Source organism: Hamadaea sp. (genome assembly GCF_013362815.1).
Taxonomy (GTDB): domain Bacteria; phylum Actinomycetota; class Actinomycetes; order Mycobacteriales; family Micromonosporaceae; genus Hamadaea.
In genome coordinates this window covers 34,990-55,629 of the sequence record NZ_JABFVK010000002.1, presented here as the reverse complement: position 1 = coordinate 55,629, position 20,640 = coordinate 34,990, and the positions used below count along the sequence as shown (strand labels likewise).

General features: G+C 67.4%; 19 protein-coding genes, 2 tRNA genes and 1 pseudogene. 4 read left to right on the top strand and 18 right to left on the bottom strand.

The annotated features are described in order from the left end of the window. From HOV77_RS01380 to HOV77_RS01360, 5 genes and pseudogenes are all read right to left on the bottom strand, one after another. A pseudogene (locus tag HOV77_RS01380) lies at window positions 1-615 on the bottom strand (hypothetical protein); the annotation flags it as partial. A 2-nt stretch (window positions 616-617) separates the two neighbouring features. Then, the gene (locus HOV77_RS01375; protein ID WP_290856318.1) at window positions 618-2,402 is read right to left on the bottom strand and encodes an HSP90 family protein; all 1,785 of its coding nucleotides are present in this window, start codon (window positions 2,400-2,402) and stop codon (window positions 618-620) included. Window positions 2,403-2,513: 111 nt separating this feature from the next. Next, window positions 2,514-3,647 carry a hypothetical protein gene (locus HOV77_RS01370; protein WP_290856315.1) on the bottom strand — a complete coding sequence of 378 codons (1,134 nt, stop codon included), beginning with the start codon at window positions 3,645-3,647 and terminating at the stop codon, window positions 2,514-2,516. Window positions 3,648-3,649: 2 nt separating this feature from the next. Further along, the gene (locus tag HOV77_RS01365; RefSeq protein WP_290856334.1) at window positions 3,650-4,174 is read right to left on the bottom strand and encodes a SigE family RNA polymerase sigma factor; all 525 of its coding nucleotides are present in this window, start codon (window positions 4,172-4,174) and stop codon (window positions 3,650-3,652) included. A gap of 108 nt (window positions 4,175-4,282) precedes the next feature. Next, window positions 4,283-5,047, bottom strand: a complete 765-nt coding sequence (locus HOV77_RS01360) for an SGNH/GDSL hydrolase family protein (protein ID WP_290856312.1) — start codon at window positions 5,045-5,047, stop codon at window positions 4,283-4,285. 82 nt (window positions 5,048-5,129) lie between these two features. On the opposite strand from HOV77_RS01360, the gene HOV77_RS01355 reads away from it, so the two are divergent. Beyond that, window positions 5,130-5,834, top strand: coding sequence for a DsbA family oxidoreductase (locus HOV77_RS01355; RefSeq protein WP_290856310.1), 705 nt, complete (start codon window positions 5,130-5,132; stop codon window positions 5,832-5,834). A gap of 3 nt (window positions 5,835-5,837) precedes the next feature. Here the strand turns inward: HOV77_RS01355 and HOV77_RS01350 are convergent, their stop codons facing one another. Both HOV77_RS01350 and HOV77_RS01345 read right to left on the bottom strand, forming a co-directional pair. Continuing rightward, complete coding sequence (locus HOV77_RS01350; protein WP_290856308.1) at window positions 5,838-5,993, bottom strand: hypothetical protein; 156 nt, start codon at window positions 5,991-5,993, stop codon at window positions 5,838-5,840. Beyond that, on the bottom strand, window positions 5,990-6,544 hold the full coding sequence (locus tag HOV77_RS01345; RefSeq protein WP_290856306.1) for a SigE family RNA polymerase sigma factor: 555 nt from the start codon (window positions 6,542-6,544) through the stop codon (window positions 5,990-5,992). The genes HOV77_RS01350 and HOV77_RS01345 overlap by 4 nt, the downstream gene beginning before the upstream one ends. Window positions 6,545-6,718: 174 nt before the next feature. Between HOV77_RS01345 and HOV77_RS01340 the strand changes: the two genes are divergently transcribed. Both HOV77_RS01340 and HOV77_RS01335 read left to right on the top strand, forming a co-directional pair. Further along, the gene (locus tag HOV77_RS01340; protein WP_290856303.1) at window positions 6,719-7,417 is read left to right on the top strand and encodes a DUF998 domain-containing protein; all 699 of its coding nucleotides are present in this window, start codon (window positions 6,719-6,721) and stop codon (window positions 7,415-7,417) included. Window positions 7,418-7,447: 30 nt separating this feature from the next. Further along, on the top strand, window positions 7,448-7,906 hold the full coding sequence (locus HOV77_RS01335; RefSeq protein WP_290856301.1) for a hypothetical protein: 459 nt from the start codon (window positions 7,448-7,450) through the stop codon (window positions 7,904-7,906). 4 nt (window positions 7,907-7,910) lie between these two features. On the opposite strand, the gene HOV77_RS01330 is transcribed toward HOV77_RS01335, so the two are convergent. The 6 genes from HOV77_RS01330 to gyrB form a co-directional block, all read right to left on the bottom strand. Beyond that, window positions 7,911-7,983 (bottom strand) — tRNA-Ala (locus HOV77_RS01330). A 46-nt stretch (window positions 7,984-8,029) separates the two neighbouring features. Next, a complete protein-coding gene (locus HOV77_RS01325; protein WP_290856298.1) occupies window positions 8,030-8,158 on the bottom strand; it encodes a DLW-39 family protein in 129 nt (42 codons plus the stop codon). Window positions 8,159-8,209: 51 nt separating this feature from the next. Further along, a tRNA-Ile gene (locus HOV77_RS01320) sits at window positions 8,210-8,283 on the bottom strand. A gap of 105 nt (window positions 8,284-8,388) precedes the next feature. Next, window positions 8,389-9,183, bottom strand: coding sequence for a DUF3566 domain-containing protein (locus HOV77_RS01315; protein WP_290856296.1), 795 nt, complete (start codon window positions 9,181-9,183; stop codon window positions 8,389-8,391). 3 nt (window positions 9,184-9,186) lie between these two features. Then, on the bottom strand, window positions 9,187-11,709 hold the full coding sequence (gene gyrA, locus HOV77_RS01310; RefSeq protein ID WP_290856331.1) for a DNA gyrase subunit A: 2,523 nt from the start codon (window positions 11,707-11,709) through the stop codon (window positions 9,187-9,189). Window positions 11,710-11,746: 37 nt separating this feature from the next. After that, complete coding sequence (gene gyrB, locus HOV77_RS01305) at window positions 11,747-13,684, bottom strand: DNA topoisomerase (ATP-hydrolyzing) subunit B (protein WP_290856293.1); 1,938 nt, start codon at window positions 13,682-13,684, stop codon at window positions 11,747-11,749. A gap of 331 nt (window positions 13,685-14,015) precedes the next feature. On the opposite strand from gyrB, the gene HOV77_RS01300 reads away from it, so the two are divergent. Beyond that, a complete protein-coding gene (locus HOV77_RS01300; protein ID WP_290856290.1) occupies window positions 14,016-14,570 on the top strand; it encodes a hypothetical protein in 555 nt (184 codons plus the stop codon). 12 nt (window positions 14,571-14,582) lie between these two features. On the opposite strand, the gene HOV77_RS01295 is transcribed toward HOV77_RS01300, so the two are convergent. From HOV77_RS01295 to dnaA, 5 genes are all read right to left on the bottom strand, one after another. Further along, window positions 14,583-15,083, bottom strand: coding sequence for a DciA family protein (locus tag HOV77_RS01295; RefSeq protein WP_290856288.1), 501 nt, complete (start codon window positions 15,081-15,083; stop codon window positions 14,583-14,585). Next, the gene (gene recF, locus HOV77_RS01290) at window positions 15,076-16,191 is read right to left on the bottom strand and encodes a DNA replication/repair protein RecF (RefSeq protein ID WP_290856285.1); all 1,116 of its coding nucleotides are present in this window, start codon (window positions 16,189-16,191) and stop codon (window positions 15,076-15,078) included. The genes HOV77_RS01295 and recF overlap by 8 nt, the downstream gene beginning before the upstream one ends. A 2-nt stretch (window positions 16,192-16,193) precedes the next feature. Next, on the bottom strand, window positions 16,194-17,066 hold the full coding sequence (gnd, locus tag HOV77_RS01285; RefSeq protein ID WP_290856282.1) for a phosphogluconate dehydrogenase (NAD(+)-dependent, decarboxylating): 873 nt from the start codon (window positions 17,064-17,066) through the stop codon (window positions 16,194-16,196). Window positions 17,067-17,157: 91 nt separating this feature from the next. After that, complete coding sequence (gene dnaN / locus HOV77_RS01280; RefSeq protein ID WP_290856279.1) at window positions 17,158-18,291, bottom strand: DNA polymerase III subunit beta; 1,134 nt, start codon at window positions 18,289-18,291, stop codon at window positions 17,158-17,160. Window positions 18,292-18,950: 659 nt separating this feature from the next. Then, window positions 18,951-20,582, bottom strand: a complete 1,632-nt coding sequence (dnaA, locus tag HOV77_RS01275) for a chromosomal replication initiator protein DnaA (protein ID WP_290856277.1) — start codon at window positions 20,580-20,582, stop codon at window positions 18,951-18,953. Window positions 20,583-20,640: the final 58 nt, after the last annotated feature.

The following is a 20,640-nucleotide window of genomic DNA, read 5'->3' as shown; positions in this document are numbered from 1 at the left end:
CTGCTCGGAGCAGGTCAACCGGCCCAGGAGCGCCGGTTCGGCGATGGCGATCGCTTCGGCGTACCGCTCTCGCCAGGTCAGGTGATGAGACTTGGAGGTCGGATCGCAGCCCGCGCAGTCGGAGTTCTCGTCGCGCGGGGCGGCGTCCCACAACCCGTAGTAATGGTCGGCCTGCTCGGCATCGCCCACGTGAGAAGCGACCACATACCGGTACGCGTACACGGCGTGCAGGCTGTGGCCGCCCGATCGGAAACGACGTTCCATGTCGTCGAGGACGGCGTGCGTACGCACCAGCGGCACCTCGGGGAACTTGGCCATCGAGGACACGATGTACTTGAAGAACCAGAGGAGCAGGTGTTCGTCCTGCGCGCTGCGGCGATCCGGGTTGTCGTCGTACTCCTTGAGACACCGTGCGAAGGTGACGAACGCCTTCGCCGGTTCGCCGCCACGATGGAACGCGTTGGTCGCCACCATCCGGGCGTCGAACGCCAGGTCGGCGTCGCCACTCGCCTCGGCGTGCAGCATCGCCTCCTCGACCAGCGCGATCTGCCCCGCACCCTCCGGCGCGTCCCAGGCCGCGGCGATCATCTCGCGGATCTCGTCCTCGCTCGCCATCCTCAGTCCTCCCCCTCCGGCTGCCCGTACTCCGCCGCGGGCACTGCCTGTTGCAGCAGTCCGAGGAAGGACCGGTTCAACAACGCCGAATCGGCCGGGCGCAAGGGGTGGTGACCGAGCAGCAACGCCTGCCCGTACAGCGATTCCACGGCCAGCCCGACCAGTTCCGGCGACGGCAACGCCGTCACTCGGCGTACCAGTGGATTGCGATGATTGAGCACCAGCTGGGGCCGCGTCGCGGCCTCGGCCCGCTCGAAGGCCGCGAGGACCCCGGCCCAGACCTCGTCGACGACCTCCTGGGTCTCGCGAAGCTGGCGCTGGAAGGTCGACTCGCGGTCGACCAGATAGAGGGCCGCGAGGCCGGGCGGATCGAAGGCGCGCACGACGACCTCGCAGCCCAGCGGGTCCATGCGCCGCTGAGCGATCGCTAGGAACGGGCGCAGTGCCAGCTCGGTCGCCGGATCGAGGGTGTCGAAGCGAGTGGCCAGATCGCTCGGATCGAGCCGGTCGACCAGCACCTCCGGGTCGAGCAGCGGCAACCGCTCGATGATGTCGGGCTCGTAGACGTAACCCGCGTTCACGACGGCGAGATCCTGCGCGGCCGCGACCGCCGCGAGCTGCCGGAATTCGTCCACAGTGGTGCAATAGCGCACGGTCGAGTAGCGCCGCCGGAACTCCGCCAGCGGCATGCGGCCCATGTTGGTCTCCATCGGCCACCACTCGTCGACCAGGCGCAACATCTCCAAGTCGTGCAGCGCAAGGGTCTTGACGCCGACATTGTGCACCGACAGGAAGTGCTGCAAGCGTTGCGGCTCCCGGCGAGCGAGCGCCAGCATCCAGCCGCGCAGCTGGTCACCGAGCTGCTCGCGGACCGATTCCAGCAGCCCGTCCTCAAACAGCGCCTCGCGGCTGGCAGTCGGGCGCAGCTCGCTGGTGTCGATCACGCAGCGGACGAAGAACGCCCAATCCGGCAGCAGACCTTCGGTCCCCTCGCCGAGGAGCATGCGCTTGAGGTAGACCCGGTGTCCCGCCTTGGCCGCCGGATTCGCCGGGTGCGGCAGCACGAAGGCGAGACCGCGCAATCCCGCCTCGGGCACCTTGACGTCGATCACGTCGAACGGCATGAAGCCGAAGGTGCGCTGGGCGTACGCGAAAAGCTCGACTCGACCGAGGTCCCACGGCGGAGTCTCCACAGTGATCAGTTCACCGTCGACGCGTACGCCGACCGGCAGCATCTCGCCGAACGTGCGGGCCAGCTCGACGACGCGTTCGGCGGCGAGCCAGTCGGTGGCGTCCGGCCGGGGCACCAGCGTCACCGTCGTGCCGACCTCGGCCCGCTCCGGCCCCGGCTCGACCGAGTACCGCCCGTCGGAGTACCCCGTCCAGTAGACGGTCGGCGTTCCCTCGTGCCGGGTCTGCACCCGAATCTCGTCGGCGACCAGGAACGCCGAGAGGAGGCCGATCCCGAACTGCCCCAGGAACTCCTGCCGGGAAAAGCCCAGTTCATCCCGCTTACCACTACGGCCGATCGTGGCCAGCAGTTCGTGCACCTGATCTTCGGTCAGCCCGACTCCGGTGTCGTGTACGCGCAGCGTCCCGTCCGGCGTCTGCTTCGGCGTCTCGATCCACACGGATGCCGGCGCGCCGGGATGGGCCACTCGACGTGCGGTAATCGCGTCCACCGCGTTCTGCAGCAACTCCCGGACGTAGACCCGTGGGCTGCCGTAAAGGTGATGGCTCAACAGGTCGACGATGCCCCGGAGGTCCACCTGGAACGAGTGACTCACGCGCCAGAGGGTACCGGCGTTGCCGGACAAATGCCGACCCGAGATGCCCTACGGGGGATGAGTGAAGGGCGGCCACCCTATGGGTGACCGCCCTTTCACAGCGTTGTCGGGTCAGCTGACCTTGAGGTCGATCCTCGCCTGGTTGTCGGCAGGATTCTTGTCGCGGATTCCGACAACTCCCTGCTCCCACAGCGAGACGACGAAGACCTGGTCGTATCGAACATCGAACTCGATCTTCAGGATGACGTTCACCGATTCACCGGCTGCCAACCCCGGGTGGACCGTGTTGAATCCCTCCACCAGGTTGCCCCCGCCCGAGTTGGAAAAGAGCATGAACGAGTTGGAGGCAGAGGGCCCGTTGTTCGTCACCTTCGCCGTGATCGTCGCGGTCCGTCGGTGATCCTTGATCTCACCCCAGACGGTCTTGGTCACGGTCACCTTCATGTCGATCGGCTTCGAGTGCGACGTGAAGGTAGTAGGCCCGGCGAGCTGGGCAATCTTGGTTCCGTCCCAGCCGAAGGTCCGGGTCTGGTGCAGTTCCATGATCTTCGGTGTGTCACAGCAAGCCTGAAAGTCGGAGACGTCGACATCGATCCCGCCAGTCGCATTCGCCGTAACGCTCCAGGCATTGCCACTGAAGACCGTGCCTACGGTGGCGATCTTCCCGGTAGCGTCTCGATCGAACGCGACTACCTGGCGCAGCTCCGCCTCGCCGGGTGCGCACATGATCAGCGCTGCGGTCTCCAGTGCCGCATCGGCGTCGAGGTTCGCATAGGCGACTTCCTGCACGTACGACGTCAGCATCGGGTTATGTTCGACGGCCTTGACCAGCTTGGTCCGCCCGTCGTTGCAGGACCCGTCCATCGTCGTCCCGGCCTTGCCCCATTTGGGCAGGTCGACCTTGCCCGCCGTGAGCTGCGCGATCGTGATCCGGCCGTCCGGCGCCGGGCTGGCCGGCGTACTCGGACTCGGGCTGGGCGACTCGCTCACCGACGGAGTCGGCACAACGCTGGTCCCCGGCGTCGGCGGTCCCTGGGACTCTCGTCCGAAGGCTGCGTACCCGGCCACCGGAAGCGCGACGACTAGTGCGGCCACAACGCTCAACGCGACGGCTCGCACCTTGCGCCGGTGCGCCACTTCACCGCGTACGGCCTGTGCGCCGAGCGGGCGCACGGTGGGGGCAGCCGCCGAGGAGAATTCCGAGAAAGCGCCCGTGAGCAGGGCGTCCTGGTCGAACTCGTTCATGATCAGATTCCCTTCTGGGCGGGGTCGGACAGGCGACCGGCGAGCGCGGTACGCCCTCGGCTGAGCCAGGACTTGACGGTTCCTTCGGCGACGCCTTCCTGGTGGGCGATCTCCGCCACGGAAAGCTGCGCCATGTAGTGCAAGACGACGGCCCGCCGCTGCTGGGCCGGGATCTCGGCCAACGCCCTGACGAGCGCGACCCGATCGGGCGACGGCTCGGCCGTCCGTTCCTCCCGTTGGCGGCGCAGGAAGTTCAGCGCCGTCTTCTGCTTGCGGAACCGGCTCGTCGCCAGATTCCAGGCCACTCGGCGTACCCAGGCGACCGGGTCGTCGTAGCGACGGATCTGCTTCCATTTGCCGAATGCCCGGCAGAACGCTTCCTGCACGACGTCCTGCGCCTCGGCCAGATCACCGAGGTACGCGTAAAGCTGCAGCGTGAGCCCTTGAAAACTGGCGGCGTACAGCTCGTCGAAGTCGGCACCCGTCTCGACTCCCACCCCGACGGGTGGTGAGTCGGCCCCGTACATGGTCACTGCGACCATGGCCCCTTTCCTCCCCTGTGCCAACCGGGTCCGTCCCGGTTGTGCCGACATCACGCGCGACGCCGGCCGGCGGTTGCAGGGGAATTCTGAGGCCTACATCGGCATTAGCGTGGGCCGCTTGGCGGTGATGTTGTCGCCGGAGGACCGGCCGGTGAGCCGTCGTTTGACCCACGGCGCGAGGTGTGTGCCCGCCCAGCGGACGTCCTGAGCTCGGGCGATGGGCCACGACCGCTTCCGCGGGTACGCCGGCGGCTCCCACCATTCCGCGGGCGGTTGAACGTCGAGCGCGGTCAGGACATGCGCCGCCACCCGTTGGTGGCCCCGGGGCGCGAGGTGCAGCCGGTCGACGCTCCACATCGCCGGGTTGTCGAACTCCCGGTCGTTCCACAGGTCGACGAGCCGAGCGCCGTGGTTCGCGCCGACCTCGCCGACGGCGTCGTTCAGGTAGCGGACGCGAGGACCGATGAGCTTCGCGCCCGGCAGCCGGTCGACGACGTTCGCGAATCGGAAGATCAGGACGTCGGCACCGGAAGCGCGCAGCTTCTCGATGGTGCCGTCGAACCGCCGCATCAACGCGACCGGATCACACGAACGCCGCAACACGTCGTTTCCACCGGCGGCGAAGCTGACGAGATCGGGGCCCATGGCCAGCGCCGGCTCCACCTGCTCGGTGACGATCGCGTCGTAGAGGCGGCCGCGGATGGCGAGATTCGCGTACCGGAAGTCCGGGGAGCTGCGAGCCAGCTCACTCGCGGTCAGATCGGCCCACCCCCGGAAGACGTCGCGCGCCACCGGATCGGGATCGTCGAGCCCCTCGGTGAAACTGTCGCCGAGTGCCACGTATCGCTGCCACGCCACCGTCCCGGCCTCCTTCCGTACCCGGTAGTAGTTTGTCCCACATCCGGGAATCGCGATGACCGGCGGGTCGTTGGTCTGTGGCGTGGATATCGAGATCTTTTCCGACGTCGTGTGCCCGTGGTGCTGGATCGGCGAGCAGAAAGTGCTGACGGCTGTGTCCGGCTTCACATCGGAGACCGGCGAACCGGTGAAGCTTCGGTGGCGGGCGTTCCAGCTCGACCCGAGCGCCACCTCGGAAGGAATCCCGCTGGTCCAGTGGCTCGGCCGTCGCTACGGCGGCGAGGCCAACGCCCAGCGCATGTTCACCCAGGTCACCTCGGTCGCCGCCGAGGTCGGGCTCACCATGAACTTCGACCGGGCGATCAGCGCGAACACCCTCGACGCCCACCGCCTGATCTGGTGGGCCGGTCGCGACGGCGCCGATCAGCGTCCGATGGTCGAAGCGCTGCACGAGGCTCACTTCACCCACGGCCAGGACGTGGGCTCGCTCGACACGCTGGTCGCGGTCGCCGCGGGTCTCGGTCATGATGCCCGACTGGTACGCGAATTCCTGGAGTCGCCGGGCGGTCTCGAAGAGGTCGAGACTGACCTGGAAATGGGCCGGGAGCTGGGCATCACCGGCGTTCCCACGTTCGTCTTCGCGGGCAAGTACGCCATCAGCGGCGCGCAGGACCCCACGGCTTTGCGCGAAGTCCTGGACGAGGTGTTGCGCCGCGAAGGCCGGTCGCCGCTGACCGTGCTGGCACCGCAGGGTGCCACATGCGACGACGACAGCTGCGCGGTCTGAGTCTCAGTTCTTGCCGAACAAGGCCCTCAAGGCCCCGAGAATTCCGGCCCGCTTCTTCGGTAGCCGCCGTCCTCGGCGGATCGTCGGGCGGGCCGATTCCTTGGCGAGATCGCGGAGCAAGATGCGTAACGTGTCGTCGACTTGACTGACTTCACTCACTTCGACGATCCGCCGATCATCAGACCTTCCAACTCGGGCGCGATCTCCCGCAACCGCGCCAGCGCCTTGGAGGTCTGCGACTTCACGGTGCCGACGCTCACCCCGAGGGCGTCGGCCGCCTCCACCTCGCTGCGGTCCTCGAAGAACCGCAGGACGAGCACGGCCCGCTGCTTCGCGGTCAGCCGCAGCAACGCTGCCCGCAGCGTGATCCGGAGCGTGATCTGCCCGGAGTCTTCCGCGATCTTGCTGCGCTGCCGATCCGGCAACTCCCCGGGCAGCACCTCGGCCACCCGGCGTCGGCGCCACCAGCTCACCTGCAGGTGATACATCACCTTCCGGGTGTACGCCTCGGCGTTGCCGCTGTCGTTCAGCCGGTTCCAGGAGCCGTGCGTCCGCGCGAGAGCGGTCTGCACGAGGTCTTCGGCCAGGTGCTGATCCCCGGTGAGCAAGTACGCCGCCCGCAGCAGCGCAGGCTTGCGCGCGCGGACGAAGGCGTCGAACTCGTCTACGTGCTCGCCCTGATCGGGCCGGACGGCGGTCAGCTGTCCCACGGCGATCAACCCCCTTCAAGGGTGCCTGATGTCTCCATGGTGGGAGACGTTCCAGACGCTGTCGAGGTTGCCGACCCGGGGGAATTCCTTTCCCTTAAGGGTGGGGTTAGCCCGACAGAGAACTCTCCAGGTCGCCGGATTCGGAAAAAGGTCGCAATCTTCGAGCCTTGATCCATGGCGAATTACGCGACGTATCCCGAGGTCTACCGGCGCCCGACGAGCAGTTTTGCCGACGTCATCGGCAACGGCAAGGCCGCTCTGTTCACCCTGGCCGTCTCGGCCGCCTCGATGCTGGTGCTCATCTTCGCGTACGCCGACCAGGTGAATCCTTTCGCGACACCGGCCAGCCTCTACGTGTACGCCGGAGCCAAAGCGGCCACGCTGTTCACCGGAGCGGTGTTCGCGCTGGCGTTCGCCGGTGCCGCCGTCACAACCGGCATCCGCCGCCTCGGCGTACGCCTGGCCGGAATGCCCACCGTTCTGATGAGCGCCTGGATCACCTCGGTGGTCCTCGTCGCCCTCTTCCCCACCGATCCCGGCGCTGGAGTCACCTCCACCTCGGGCTGGATCCATCGGGTGGCGGCAGTCGGCGTACTGGGCATCCTCCCGATCGCCGGCCTGTTCCTGGCGCGCCGCATCCGACCCGAATCCGCCCGCGCGGCGACGGCCGTACGCTGGCTGTCAGCGGTCGGCTGCGCCCTGATGCTCGGCTGCCTCGCGAGTCGGCTGCCCGACATGGCACCGGGCTGGTCCGTGGCGCAGTTCCTGCAGCAGTACCCGGTCGACGGCCTGCTCCAGCGGATGCTGTTCGGTGTGGAGATCGCCGTACTCGCCATCCCCGCCGGAATGGTGGCGCTGGCCCGCCGCAGTTGAGCAGAGGTGCACCGAGTGCATCATGGTCGCGTGGACGCTGTGGCGACGCTAAAAGGACTGCACTCGCCCGCCGAGTACCAGGACCTCGCTCATGATCCGGAGACCGGCGACGAGGTTCTGCGCGCCCTAGCCGACTCCCCGTACTCGTTCGTCTGGACAGCGCTGGCCGCCAACCCGAATACCCCTCGTGACGTGCTAGCTCGGTTGTGCGGCCAGCGAAGCGGCATCTGGAACGACAATCAGCTGCTGTTGCTCATTGCCCTTCATCCCCACGCGGACAGAGCGGTTCTTCTGGAGGTGCTCGACCAATTGCGAGCCAAGCTCGCCAAAAGAGAGAGCCGTCCGTACGCGGCGGTGCTGGCGATGGCCGACCGGGTGGAGATCGACCCAGCAGAGATCTGGGATCTTGGTCGTACTCCGGGCGCATCCGCTCGTATGCGCCGCGGGCTGCGGAGGCGGATCGCGGACCGCTCCGCCAGAGGATCGTGAGGAGTGGAGCCTAGGAGAATCGAACTCCTAACCCCCGCCTTGCAAAGGCGGTGCTCTGCCAATTGAGCTAAGGCCCCGACGCTGTGAACATTTCTACCACAGCGGATTCGGCGACCGGCGAGGCTAGCGAGCGTCTGTGGCGGTGATCGCCTCGTGCCAGACTTCCCGGTCGTGGTTCGCGTCCTTGACCTTCTTCGCGATGAGCGCGGCAGCGCCGACGACACCAGCGATGATCAGAAGCTTCTTCCACATGATGCACACCTTTGTGCTCGTAGAGACGACGCTCGTGCATGGGGTGAAGAGTGGGGCTAGCTGGAATCGAACCAGCGACCTCAGAGTTATCAGCTCTGCGCTCTAACCGACTGAGCTATAGCCCCTCAGCGACAACGAACCTTACCGCACGATCTGGGTCCGACCCAAATCGGTATCGGGTGTGGCGCGGCCGGGTGGTCATGGATACCACCCGGCCGCGTCCGTCGTCGTCAGTCGCGCTCGGCGAGCGTCACCTCGATGCCACCGACCAGGTCGGAGCAGACGTTGTAGATGAACGCGCCAAGCGTGGCCAGCGCGGTGAACAGCACCACGTTGACCGCTCCGATCAGGGCCGCAGTGCCGATGACGCCGCCTGCCGTGATCTTGAAGTCGGCCGCGCCGGTGCCACCGCCGCTGGAGCTCGCCAGCTCACCGATGCTGCTGTTGATGGAGTCGAAGACGCCCATCGCGTTCAGCGCCAGGTAGAGCACCGAGGTCGCGACGATCACGACCAGGAAGAGGACGAGCGACACGGCGAAGGAGAACTTCATCACCGACCACGGATCGATCCGCTTGATCGCCAGACGCGCGCGCCGCGGGCCGCGGGAGGCGGCGGCGCTCACGTTGGATCTGGCGGCGCGGACGGCCTCGGTCACCCGGGCCGCGCCCAGCTGACCGGCCGCCTGGACCGATTTCAGCGGGGTACGCCCGACGGTGGCCGCGCCCCGGGGCGGAGCCCCGGCCGGCGGTCGCTCCGTCGGCGGGTTCATCCCCGGCGGGCGGGTGAAACTCGTCGTACTGCTGCCGGTGGTCTCAGCCTTGGGAGCCTCGGCCGAAGCGGACCGCCCGGAGGCGGTGTCTCCGGAGTCCGCAGCGGCTTCCTCCCCGGTGGACGTGATGCTGTCTGCGGGGACTGTCGCGCGACCGACGGCCGTCCGGGCGGCGGCGGTTGCCTCCGCGTCGCCCTCATCGACCGGATTCGCCGAGGCCCCCGCGGCTCCCGACATCGCCTGTGTCTCCGTCATCCATTAGTCCTGTTCGTCCGGTTCGTCGGCATTGCGAGCAATAGCGACGATGGTTACGCCCTCTGGGAGGTCCATGAGCTTCACACCCATTGTGTTCCGATCGCGCGTCCGCCGTACAGGCTTCACCGGAGTTCGTATAACTCCGCCGTTGCTTGTGATGGCGAAGAGTTCATCGTCCGGGCTGATAACGACCGCGCCGACCAGTCCGCCACGGCGCTCGGTGATCTTAGCGGTGAGAACTCCCTTTCCGCCGCGACCTTGTACAGGATATTCGTCTATCGGCGTCCGTTTGGCGTAACCGCCATTCGTGGCGACCAGAACGTCGAATTCCATGCCCTCCCGGACGACCTCCATGGCCAGCAGCTCGTCTCCGTCGCCGAACCGCATGCCGATGACGCCGGAGGTGGCCCGGCCCATCGGGCGCAGCGCCTCGTCGGTCGCCTTGAACCGGATCGCCTGCGCCTGCTTGCTCACGAGCAGCAGGTCGTCCTCGGAGCCGGCCAGCGCGGCCCCGACCAGTTCGTCGTCGTCCTTGAGGTTGATCGCGATGATGCCGCCGGACCGGTTCGAGTCGAACTCGGTCAGCGCCGTCTTCTTGACCAGGCCGTTCTTCGTCGCGAGCACCAGGTAGGGCGCCACGCCGTAGTTCTGGATCTCGATGACCTGGGCGATCTGCTCCTCCGGCTGGAAGGCCAGCAGGTTGGCGACGTGCTGGCCCTTGGCCACCCGCGACGCCTCCGGCAGCTCGTACGCCTTGGCCCGGTAGACCCGGCCCTTGTTCGTGAAGAACAGGATCCAGTCGTGGGTGGAGCAGACGAAGAAGTGGCTGACGATGTCGTCCTGCCGCAGCGTCGCCCCGGACACGCCCTTGCCGCCGCGCTTCTGCGACCGGTAGAGGTCGACCTTCGTGCGCTTGGCGTACCCGGTGCGGGTGATGGTGACGACGACGTCCTCACGGGCGATGAGGTCCTCCATCGAGACCTCGCCGTCGAACGGCACGATCTTGGTACGCCGCTCGTCGCCCCACTTGTTGACGATCTCGGTGAGCTCGTCGGAGACGATCTTCCGCTGCCGCTCGGGCTTGGCCAAGATGTCCTTGAGGTCGGCGATCTCGATCTCGATCTTGGCCAACTCGTCGATGATCTTCTGACGCTCGAGTGCGGCCAGCCGGCGCAGCTGCATGTCCAGGATCGCGGTGGCCTGGATCTCGTCGATGTCCAGGAGCTGGATGAGGCCGTTGCGGGCCTCCTCGACCGTGGGCGAGCGCCGGATCAGGGCGATGACCTCGTCCAGGGCGTCCAGCGCCTTGACCAGACCGCGCAAGATGTGCGCGCGCTCTTCGGCCTTGCGCAGCCGGTACGCCGTCCGCCGCTGGATGACCTCGATCTGGTGCGCCACGTAGTACCGCACGAACTGGGCGAGGTTGAGCGTCCGCGGTACGCCGTCCACCAGCGCCAGCATGTTGGCGCCGAACGTCTCTTGCAGCTGTGTGTGCTTGTAGAGATTGTTCAGGACGACCTTGGCGACCGCGTCCCGCTTGAGCACGATCACCAGCCGCAGACCGGTACGCCCGGAGGACTCGTCGCGGATGTCGGAGATGCCGGCGAGCTTGCCCTCCTTGATCAGGTCGGCCATGCGCTCGGCGAGGTTGTCCGGGTTGACCTGGTAGGGCAGCTCGGTGACGACGAGGCAGGTACGCCCGCGCTTGTCCTCCTCGACCTCGACCACCGCGCGCATCCGGATGGAACCCCGGCCCGTCCGGTACGCCTCCTCGATGGTGGAGACGCCGACGATGAGGCCGTGGGTCGGGAAGTCCGGCCCCTTGACGATCTTGATCAGCTCGTCGAGCGTGGTGGCCTCGTCGACCTCGGGATTGGCGAGGCACCACTGCACCGCCTCGGCGATCTCCCGCAGGTTGTGCGGCGGGATCTTGGTCGCCATGCCGACCGCGATGCCCTCGGAGCCGTTCACCAGCAGGTTCGGGAACCGGGCCGGCAGGATCGTCGGCTCAGTGGTGCGGTTGTCGTAATTCGGGACCATGTCGACGGTGTCCTCGTCGATGTCCCGGAGCAGTTCCATGGCGAGTGGGAAGAGGCGGGCCTCGGTGTACCGCATGGCGGCGGCCGGGTCGTTACCCGGCGAGCCGAAGTTGCCGTTGCCGTCGATCAGCGGGTAGCGCAGCGACCAGGGCTGCCCCATCCGGACCAGGGTGTCGTAGATCGCGGTGTCGCCGTGCGGGTGGAACTGACCCATCACGTCACCGACGACCCGCGAACACTTCACGTATCCGCGGTCGGGCCGGTAGCCCGAGTCGTACATGGCGTATAGGATCTTGCGGTGCACCGGCTTGAGGCCGTCCCGGACGTCCGGGAGCGCCCGGCTCATGATCACGCTCATGGCGTAGTCGAGGAACGAGCGCTGCATCTCCACTTCGAGCCCGACGGGCTCGATGCGGTTCCGTTCCGTCGCGTCTGCGAGGTTCTCTTCGGCGTTCTCGTCGAACGGAGTCTCAGTCACTTCTGTGATGTCCTTGCGTAGTCAGCCTGCGAGGTCGGGGTGGGGGTCAGATGTCCAGGAACCGCACGTCCTTGGCGTTGCGCTGGATGAACGAGCGCCGCGCCTCCACGTCCTCGCCCATCAGGACGCTGAAAAGCTCGTCCGCTGTTGCCGCGTCGTCGAGAGTGACATGGCGGAGCGTACGCGTGGCGGGGTTCATGGTGGTTTCCCACAGCTCCGGGTAGTTCATCTCACCCAGACCCTTGAACCGCTGGATGTCGTCGGGCTTGGCGTTGGCCCGCTTCTCCTGACGCAGCGCGATGAGTCCGTCGCGCTCCCGGTCGGAGTACGCGTACTGCGCGTCGTCGCCCTTCTTGTTCCACTTGATCTTGTAGAGCGGCGGGGACGCCAGGTAGACGTGGCCCAGCTCGACCAGCGGCCGCATGAACCGGAACAGCAGGGTCAGCAGCAGCGTCTGGATGTGCTGGCCGTCGACGTCGGCGTCGGCCATCAGCACGATCTTGTGGTAGCGCAGCTTCTCGATGTCGAAGTCATCGTGGATGCCCGTGCCCAACGCAGTGATCAGCGCCTGGACCTCGTTGTTCTTCAGCACCCGGTCGATTCGCGCCTTCTCGACGTTCAGGATCTTGCCGCGGATCGGCAGGATGGCCTGGATCTTCGGGTCACGGCCCTGCTTGGCCGAGCCGCCGGCCGAGTCGCCCTCGACGATGAACACCTCGCACTCACGAGGGTCGGTGGACTGGCAGTCGGCCAGCTTGCCCGGCATCGAGCCGGACTCCAGCAGCGACTTGCGCCGGGCCAGCTTGCGCGCCTGAGCGGCGGCGATCCGCGCCCGGGCGGCCTGCGAGGCCTTGGTGATGACGGTCTTCGCCTCGGCCGGGTTGCGCTCCAGCCAGTCGGCCAGCCGGTCGTTGCAGACCTTCTGGACGAAGCTCTTGATCTCGGTGTTGCCCAGCTTGGTCTTCGTCTGACCTTCGAACTGCGGGTTGGCGACCTTCACCGAGATGATGGCGGTCAGGCCTTCCCGGATGTCCTCACCGGAGAGCTTGTCGTCACCCTTGAGCAGCTTCTTGTCGATGCCGTACTTGTTGATGACGGTCGTCAGCGCGGCTCGGAAGCCCTCTTCGTGCGTACCGCCCTCGTGGGTGTTGATCATGTTGGCGAAGGTGTAGACCGACTCGCCGTAGGACTCGTTCCACTGCATCGCGACCTCGAGCGCGTGACCGTCGCCGTCGGCGTTGAACTCGACGACCGTCTTGTGGATCGGCGTCTTGGTCGCGTTGAGGTGCCGGACGAAGTCGGCGATGCCACCCTTGTAGAGGAAGGTGACCTCGGTCGGCTCGGCGTCTTCCTTGCGCTCGTCGCGCAGGCTGATCTTGAGCCCCCGGTTGAGGAACGCCCGCTCCTGGAGCCGCCGGTAGATCGTCTCGAACGCGAACTCGGTGGTCTCGAAGATGTCGCCGTCCGGCCAGAACGTGACGGCCGAGCCCGTCGTGGACGACTTCTCGCCCTTCTCGAGCGGACCCGCCTTGGCCCGCACGAACTCCTGTCGCCAGACGAATCCCTGCTGGCGGATCTCCAGCGTCACCCGGGTCGACAGCGCGTTCACGACGGCCGCACCCACACCGTGCAGACCACCGGAGACCGCGTACGCCTTCCCGTCGAACTTGCCACCCGCGTGCAGCTGGGTGAACGCGACCTCGGTGCCGGGGATCTTCATCTTGGGGTGGATGTCCACCGGAAGACCACGCCCGTTGTCGGTGACCCGCACGCCCCCATCCGCGAGGAGCACCACGTCGATGGTGTCGGCGTATCCCGCCAGCGCCTCATCGACCGCGTTGTCGACGATCTCCCAGACCAAGTGGTGCAGACCCCGCTCACCGGTGGAACCGATGTACATACCGGGCCGTTTGCGCACCGCTTCGAGACCCTCGAGAACAGTGAGTGATGCGGCGTTGTAATCCTGCTTGTTAGACGCGGCCACGCTCGTCCTTCCGTCAGTGCCTGTCGGCAGCCGCGCCCATGCGAGCGCGAGCGACTGCCCCGGCAATCCTACTGGGTGACACCGACATCCTGCTTGCGCGGCACCCGCCGAGTCGCAACTGAATGGCTCCGGCGGGGTATCTGACAGCTCCGTAGCGGCCCGAACACGCCCGTCCGCAACTCCCCCCACGCGGGTACGGTCAGACCGACCGCGTCCGGTCGCCCTGTCCGGCACCGGACAGCCGCCCGAATCACAGACCCCGCGCGGGATAGCGGAGTGTCGGCGGGATGCCGTAGGTTCCCCCCAGCGCACACACCGAAGGGGACTGACGATGGGGCTGGACAACGTCGCCGTGCAGTGGCCGGCGACCGGCCGCTTCTACGACCCGGTCGCCCCGGCCGAGTTCGTCGACTTCGCCGGCATCGCGGAGAAGCCTTCGACCGAGGCGCCGACCGCTGCCCTGGCCGGGCACATCGCCCGCACCGGCACCGTCCGGGCGACGGCGTACACCGAGCTCATCGACCTCCTGCTCGGGCTGGAGGGCGTGCTCTACGCCACCGACGCAGCAGCCGAGGACGAAGATCCGGTCATCGATCCGGACACCTGCGCGTGGATCGCAGGCGGCCTGGAGAAGTTCGTCGCCGGGCATGCCGGTCTGGGGCCGACTGTCACCTTCGACACGGTCGCGGACGTTCTGAGAACAGCGCTCTCGGAAGGTCGGCTGGCCGAGCAGCAGCTCAAATGGCTGGAAGGGCGGCTCGACGCGCTGCGCGACGACGACGGTGGTGCACCGCAGTGGAGCTTCCCGCTCTCCGAGCTTGCCGTGCTCGCCAGCTTCTACCGGCGCTGCGCCGACCGCGGCTTCGCCGTCTACGCCGAGTTCTGAGCCGGCGGCGGATCAGCCGTAGGTATCGCCCGGCCCCTGTCCGCGTACCCGTCGAGGGCCCTTGGACCAAGACGGCGCGGCCGGACCGTGGATGCGGACCCGGACCACGACGTTGTTGCCCACCTCGGCGGCGATCCGCCGGATGATCGTCGGTGCGATCGCCCGCAGCTGCGTCGCCCAAGCCGTGGACTCGGCCTCGACCGTGAGCTCTTTCTCCTCGAGCTTGACCGGGCGGCAGCGAGCGGCGATCTCCGGGCCGACCACCTTCTCCCACGCGCCGAAAACCGTGCCCTCGGCCGCCGGCTTCTGCCAGCCGCGGGCCTTGATCAGGCGGGCCAGCACATCGCCGAACTTCGCCGGGTCGCGCGGGTCGGGGCCGGCTCCGCTGTAACCGCGCGGCCGATATTCCTCCGGCGACTTGCGCGGCTGGGACGCGCGCGCGACCCGCTTGGCCTTCGCCGCGTCGAGCACGGCTCGCGCCAGCTCGGGGCCCTTGAGGTCGTCGTCACTCACGGTTCACCTCTCCAGGGGTGACGGTGAAGCGAGCGCCCGCCAGCTCGGCGGGCACGTCGGCCGCGACGGCGCACGTCACGATGACCTGGGCCGCGTCGCCCACCAGCGCCGCGAGCCGCTCACGCCGCCCGGTGTCCAGCTCGGCGAAGACGTCGTCCAGCGCCAGAACCGGTTCCAGGCCGTCCGCTCTCAACAACTCGTACGCCGCCAGTCGCAACGCCAATGCGAAGGACCACGATTCACCGTGACTCGCATAGCCCTTCACGGGGAGCTGCCCCAGCGACAGGGCGAGTTCGTCACGATGCGGGCCGACCAGCGTCATCCCCCGGTCGACCTCGGACGAACGTGCCTCCAGCAACGCCGAGAGCACTGCTTCCGGAGTCGGTTCGGGGACGGTGCTCTGATACACCGCGCTCGCGGCGGCGCCCGGCATCGCTCCCCCACCCGACACCGCGTCGTACGCCTTGGCCAGGTGCGGCGCCAGCGCGTCGACCAGCGCCAGCCGGGCGGCGAGCAGGGTCGCGCCGTGCTGAGCGAGATGCTGATCCCAGACGTCGAGGGTGGAAAGATCGCCCGCCGTCCGGGTGACCCGCCGGGTCAGATAGGAACTGCGCAGCAGAGCGTTGCGCTGTTTGAGCACGCGTTCGTAGTCCGAGCGTACGGCCGCCATCCGGGGCTGCCGCAGCACCAGCAGCTCGTCCAGGTACTTGCGGCGTTCGGCGGGATCGCCACGAACCAGCGAGAGATCCTCCGGGGCGAACAAGACGAGGCGCAGTGCGCCGAGGACGTCCCGCGCCCGGCGTACGGGAGACCGGCCCAGCCGGGCACGATTGGCCTTGCCCGGCACGATCTCCAACTCGACGAGCAGCTCGCGACCCTCGTGCACGATCGCGCAGCGGATCACGCCACTTCCAGCACCCGCCCGGACCAGTGGAGCGTCGGTGGCGACTCGGTGGCTGGACAGCGTCGCGACGTATCCCATCGCCTCGACGAGGTTCGTCTTGCCGACGCCGTTCGGGCCGACCAGCACGTTCGGACCCGGCTGGAGGTCGACGGCCACCCGCGCGTACGAGCGGATGTCGACGAGCTCCAGCCGGCGGACGTACATGGCTAGCTCTTGGTGACGGCGTGCCCGCCGAACTGGTTACGCAGCGCCGCGATCGCCTTCATCGCCGGGGAGTCGTCCTGGCGGGAGGCGAACCGGGCGAACAGCGAGGCGGCGATGACGTGCATCGGCACCGCGAGGCGAATGGCCTCCTCGACCGTCCAGCGACCTTCGCCGGTGTCCTCGGCGTAGCCCTTGAGCTGGTCCAGGTGCGGGTCGGCGGTCAGCGCGTTGTCCATCAGGTCCAGCAGCCAGGAGCGGATGACGGTGCCCTCCCGCCACGACCGGAAGACCCCGGGCACGTTCTGCACCAGCTCGGACTTCTCCAACAGCTCGAAGCCCTCGGCGTACGCGTGCATGAGGCCGTATTCGATGCCGTTGTGGACCATCTTGGCGTAGTGCCCCGCACCCACCGGACCGGCGTGGACGAAGCCGAACTCACCGGCCGGCTTCAGCGACTCGAAGATCGGCATCAACCGGGCCACGTCGTCGTCGGAGCCGCCGACCATCAGCGCGTAGCCGTTCTGCTTGCCCCACACACCACCGGAGACGCCCGCGTCGATGTAGCCGATGCCCGACTCGGCGAGCTTCTCGGCCCGGGGTCCGTCGTCGGAGAATCGGGAGTTGCCGCCGTCGATGACGATGTCGCCCGCGCTCAGCAGCGGAGCGAGCGCTTCGATCGTGGCCGTCGTGACACCGGCGGGCACCATCACCCAGATCGCCCGCGGTGCCTGCAGCTTGCCGACCAGCTCTTCCAGGCTCGCGGCGTCCGACAGGTCGGGGTTGCGGTCGAAGCCGACGACCTCGTGACCGGCGTCGCGCAGGCGGTCACGCATGTTGCCGCCCATCTTGCCGAGGCCGATGAGTCCGAGTTGCATGGTCACTCCACTCAGGTGTGCTTGCCGTGATCGAGACGGACGCCGGACGCGGCGATCTTCGGCGCGCGGCCCGCCCCCCTGAAGGTTCAGGCTAGCGCCCTACCCGAATCGGCATGATCAGATAGCGGTATCCCGGCACAACCTCGCCGTCGTCGCCGGCCGGCATGAGGACGGCGGGCTTGAACGCGTCGGTGAAACCGAAGACGGCGGTCGCGGAGCCGAGCGCGCCGAGGCCGTCGATGAGATACTGCGGATTGAACGCGATCGTGAACGGCTCACCGGTGAAGGTGGCCTCCATCGCCTCGCTCGCCCGCGCCTCCTCGGTGCCACCCGCCTCGACGACGAGGCCTTCCTCGGTGAACGACAGCCGGATCGGGGTGGCCTTCTCGGCGACCAGCGACACGCGCTTGACGACCTCGACCAGCGCGCTCACCGGCACGCGGGCTTCGGCGTTGAAGGACGCCGGGAACAGCGATCGCACCGGCGGGTAGGACTGGCCGTCGAGCAGGCGGCTGGTGGTCTTGCGGGCTCCGCCGGCGAAACCGATCATGCCCTCGCCCGCACCGGCAGTGGCGAGCGCGACGGTGACGCTGCCGCCCAGCGGGCCGAGAGTCTTGGCGGTGTCGGCCAACGTGCGGGCCGGAACGAGGGCGGTCGTCTCGACGTCGTCGGCGGCCGGCTCCCAGGTGATCTCGCGGACGGCCAGCCGATACCGGTCGGTGGCGAGCAGCGCGATCGTGGAACCGGACAGCTCCAGGCGTACGCCGGTCATCATGGGCAGCGTCTCGTCGCGACCGGCTGCGATCGCGACCTGAGCAACGGCGGAGGCGAACGTGGCCGCGTCGACCGTCCCGGCGCTCTGCGGCAACTCGGGCAGGGTCGGGTAGTCCTCGACCGGCATCGTCGGCAGGGTGAACCGGGCGCTGCCGCAGACGAGCTCGAGGTGCGAGCCGACGGCGGCGATCTCCACCGGCTTGGCCGGCAGCGCCTTGGTGATCTCGGCGAGCAGCCGGCCGGAGACGAGCGCGGCTCCGTCGGCGTCGGCCTGGACCTCTACGTCGACTTGGCTGGACACCTCGTAGTCGAAGCCGGAGACGTGCAGGCGGCCGTCGGCGACGCGCAGCATCACACCCGCGAGTACCGGCACCGACGGCCGGCTGGGCAGGCTCTTTGCGGTCCACGCAACGGCGTCGGCAAGCGCGTCGCGCTCAACACGGAACTTCATGCGAGGCCTCCGGAGATCTCAAGTCAGGGCGTCGGGTCTGGGTCGGCTCGGTGAGAGCTTCTTACGGACTATCGACCCTAACGGCGAGGTGTGACGGTGAACCACCCTATGGCTTCTCGGTGCGGGTGCTCTCGGAGGGTCGGCCCGACGGCAGCCCACCAACATCCACACAGCGAAGATTGGTTTTTCTTCTTCTTAGAAATCTCTACCGTCGTAATAGTAGGGGCTGTGGAAACTGGGGATAACTGCCGTTTCCGCTGCTCATCAGGGTTTAGGGCCGGTGGATAACCGGTGGACGGAGCCGTGGAAAAACCGCTCCTTCATCCACAGGACATTCGGTGTACACAGAGTGTCCCGGCTTACCCACACGTTCCCCACAAGCCTTCCACAGGTTATCCACCGGGTTATCCACCGATCGGGCGGACCGCCGGAAGGCCGTTGTACACAGGGATATCCACGGATCATGGAAACCTGTCCACGGATCTTGGTCGGTTGTCCACACTGAATCCACAGGGACAATTTTTCATCCACACATATCCACAGCCAATCCACAACCTTCATCCACCGTCTGGGGATAACTCGACGAGACTCGTCGATATAAAGCTGCGGGCGGCGCGACCGACTGGTCACACCGCCCGCAGGAATGTCCTTTGTGCAGGTCAGGGCGTTTGCTTGATGCGGTTGGTGAGTTCCGCTATCTGGTTGTAGAGCGACCGTCGCTCCGCCATCTGCTGCCGGATCTTCCGCTCGGCGTGCATCACGGTGGTGTGATCGCGGCCGCCGAACGCCGATCCGATCCGGGGTAGCGACATCGCCGTCAGCTCCCGGCACAGGTACATGGCGACCTGCCGGGCGTTGACGAGCACCCGGGACCGGGAGTGGCCGCGCAGGTCTTCCAGGCTCACCCCGAAGTAGTCCGCTGTGGACACCATGATCTGGTCGGCCGTGATCTCCGGGGCGGTGCCGTCCGGGATGAAGTCGCGGAGCACCTCCTCGGCGATCTGGAGACTGACGGGCGATCGCGACAGCGACGCGTACGCCGTCACCCGGATCAACGCGCCCTCGAGTTCCCGGATCGAGTTGGAGATGCGCGAAGCGACGAACTCCAGCACCTCGGGCGGGGCGAACAGCCGATCCTGAGCCGCTTTCTTCTGCAAGATCGCGATACGCGTCTCCAGATCCGGCGGCTGGATGTCGGCGAGCAGGCCCCACTCGAACCGCGTACGCAGCCGGTCCTCCAAAGTGGCCAGTTGCTTCGGCGACCGGTCGGAGGTGATCACGATCTGCTTGTTGGCGTTGTGGAGGGTGTTGAAGGTGTGGAAGAACTCCTCTTGCGTCCGCTCCCGGTTCTCGAGGAACTGGATGTCGTCGATCAGCAGGATGTCGACGTCGCGATAGCGGCGCTGGAAGGCGCTCTGCTTGTCGTCGCGCAGCGAGTTGATGAAGTCGTTGGTGAACTCTTCGGTCGAGACGTACCGCACCCCTCGGGCGTTGCCGAGCTGTTGCGCGTAATGGCCGATCGCGTGCAGCAGGTGCGTCTTGCCCAGCCCCGAACCGCCGTAGATGAACAGCGGGTTGTACGCCTTCGCCGGCGACTCGGCGACCGCCACCGCCGCGGCGTGCGCGAACCGGTTGGACGAGCCGATGACGAAGGTCTCGAACATGTACTTCGGATTGAGCTTGTTACCGCCCGTCTCCTGAGCCGGCTGCCTTCCGCCGAGCGGGCCGCGTCCTTCGTTGGGCGACACCGAGGGTGCCGGGGCGACAGGCGAACCGATCCGGCCCGGCCCACTCTCGGGCGCGCCGTCTGACACGGGCTCCCGGGGCGTCGGCTGGGTCGGCACGGCGAACAGCGCGTCTTCCCCGTCGGGCGGCGGAGTGATCGCCACCGGGGGGTACGCCCCACTTGGATACGACAGCGCCTGCTGAAGATCCTTCCGAGGTTCCTCCGCCGGGATGACGCGGGTCACGGGCGGGCTCGCCGGAGCCGGAGTGCCGTAACCGCCGCCCATATATAGCGGAGCGCGCTGAGTGTCGTCCTCCGGCGGGCGGACCGTGACGGCCACCTGGATCGGCCGGCCGAGGTTCCGGGAGAGCGCATCGGTGATCTGCGGGCGCATCCGGCTTTCGATGAAGTCCCGGGTGTACGGGTCGGGTACCGACAGCAAAGCGGTGTCCTCGACGATCGCCCGCAGCCGAGTGAGCTGAAGGTACGCCCGCTGCTGCGGCGAGATGATCTGGTCGGCGAGATCGTTGACGGCATTCACCCAGACCGCGTCGAGGTCTCCCACTCTTCTCGCCCCCCAACCTTCTCCCCGGACGCCCGCGGCGTCGACGATGCGCACAACG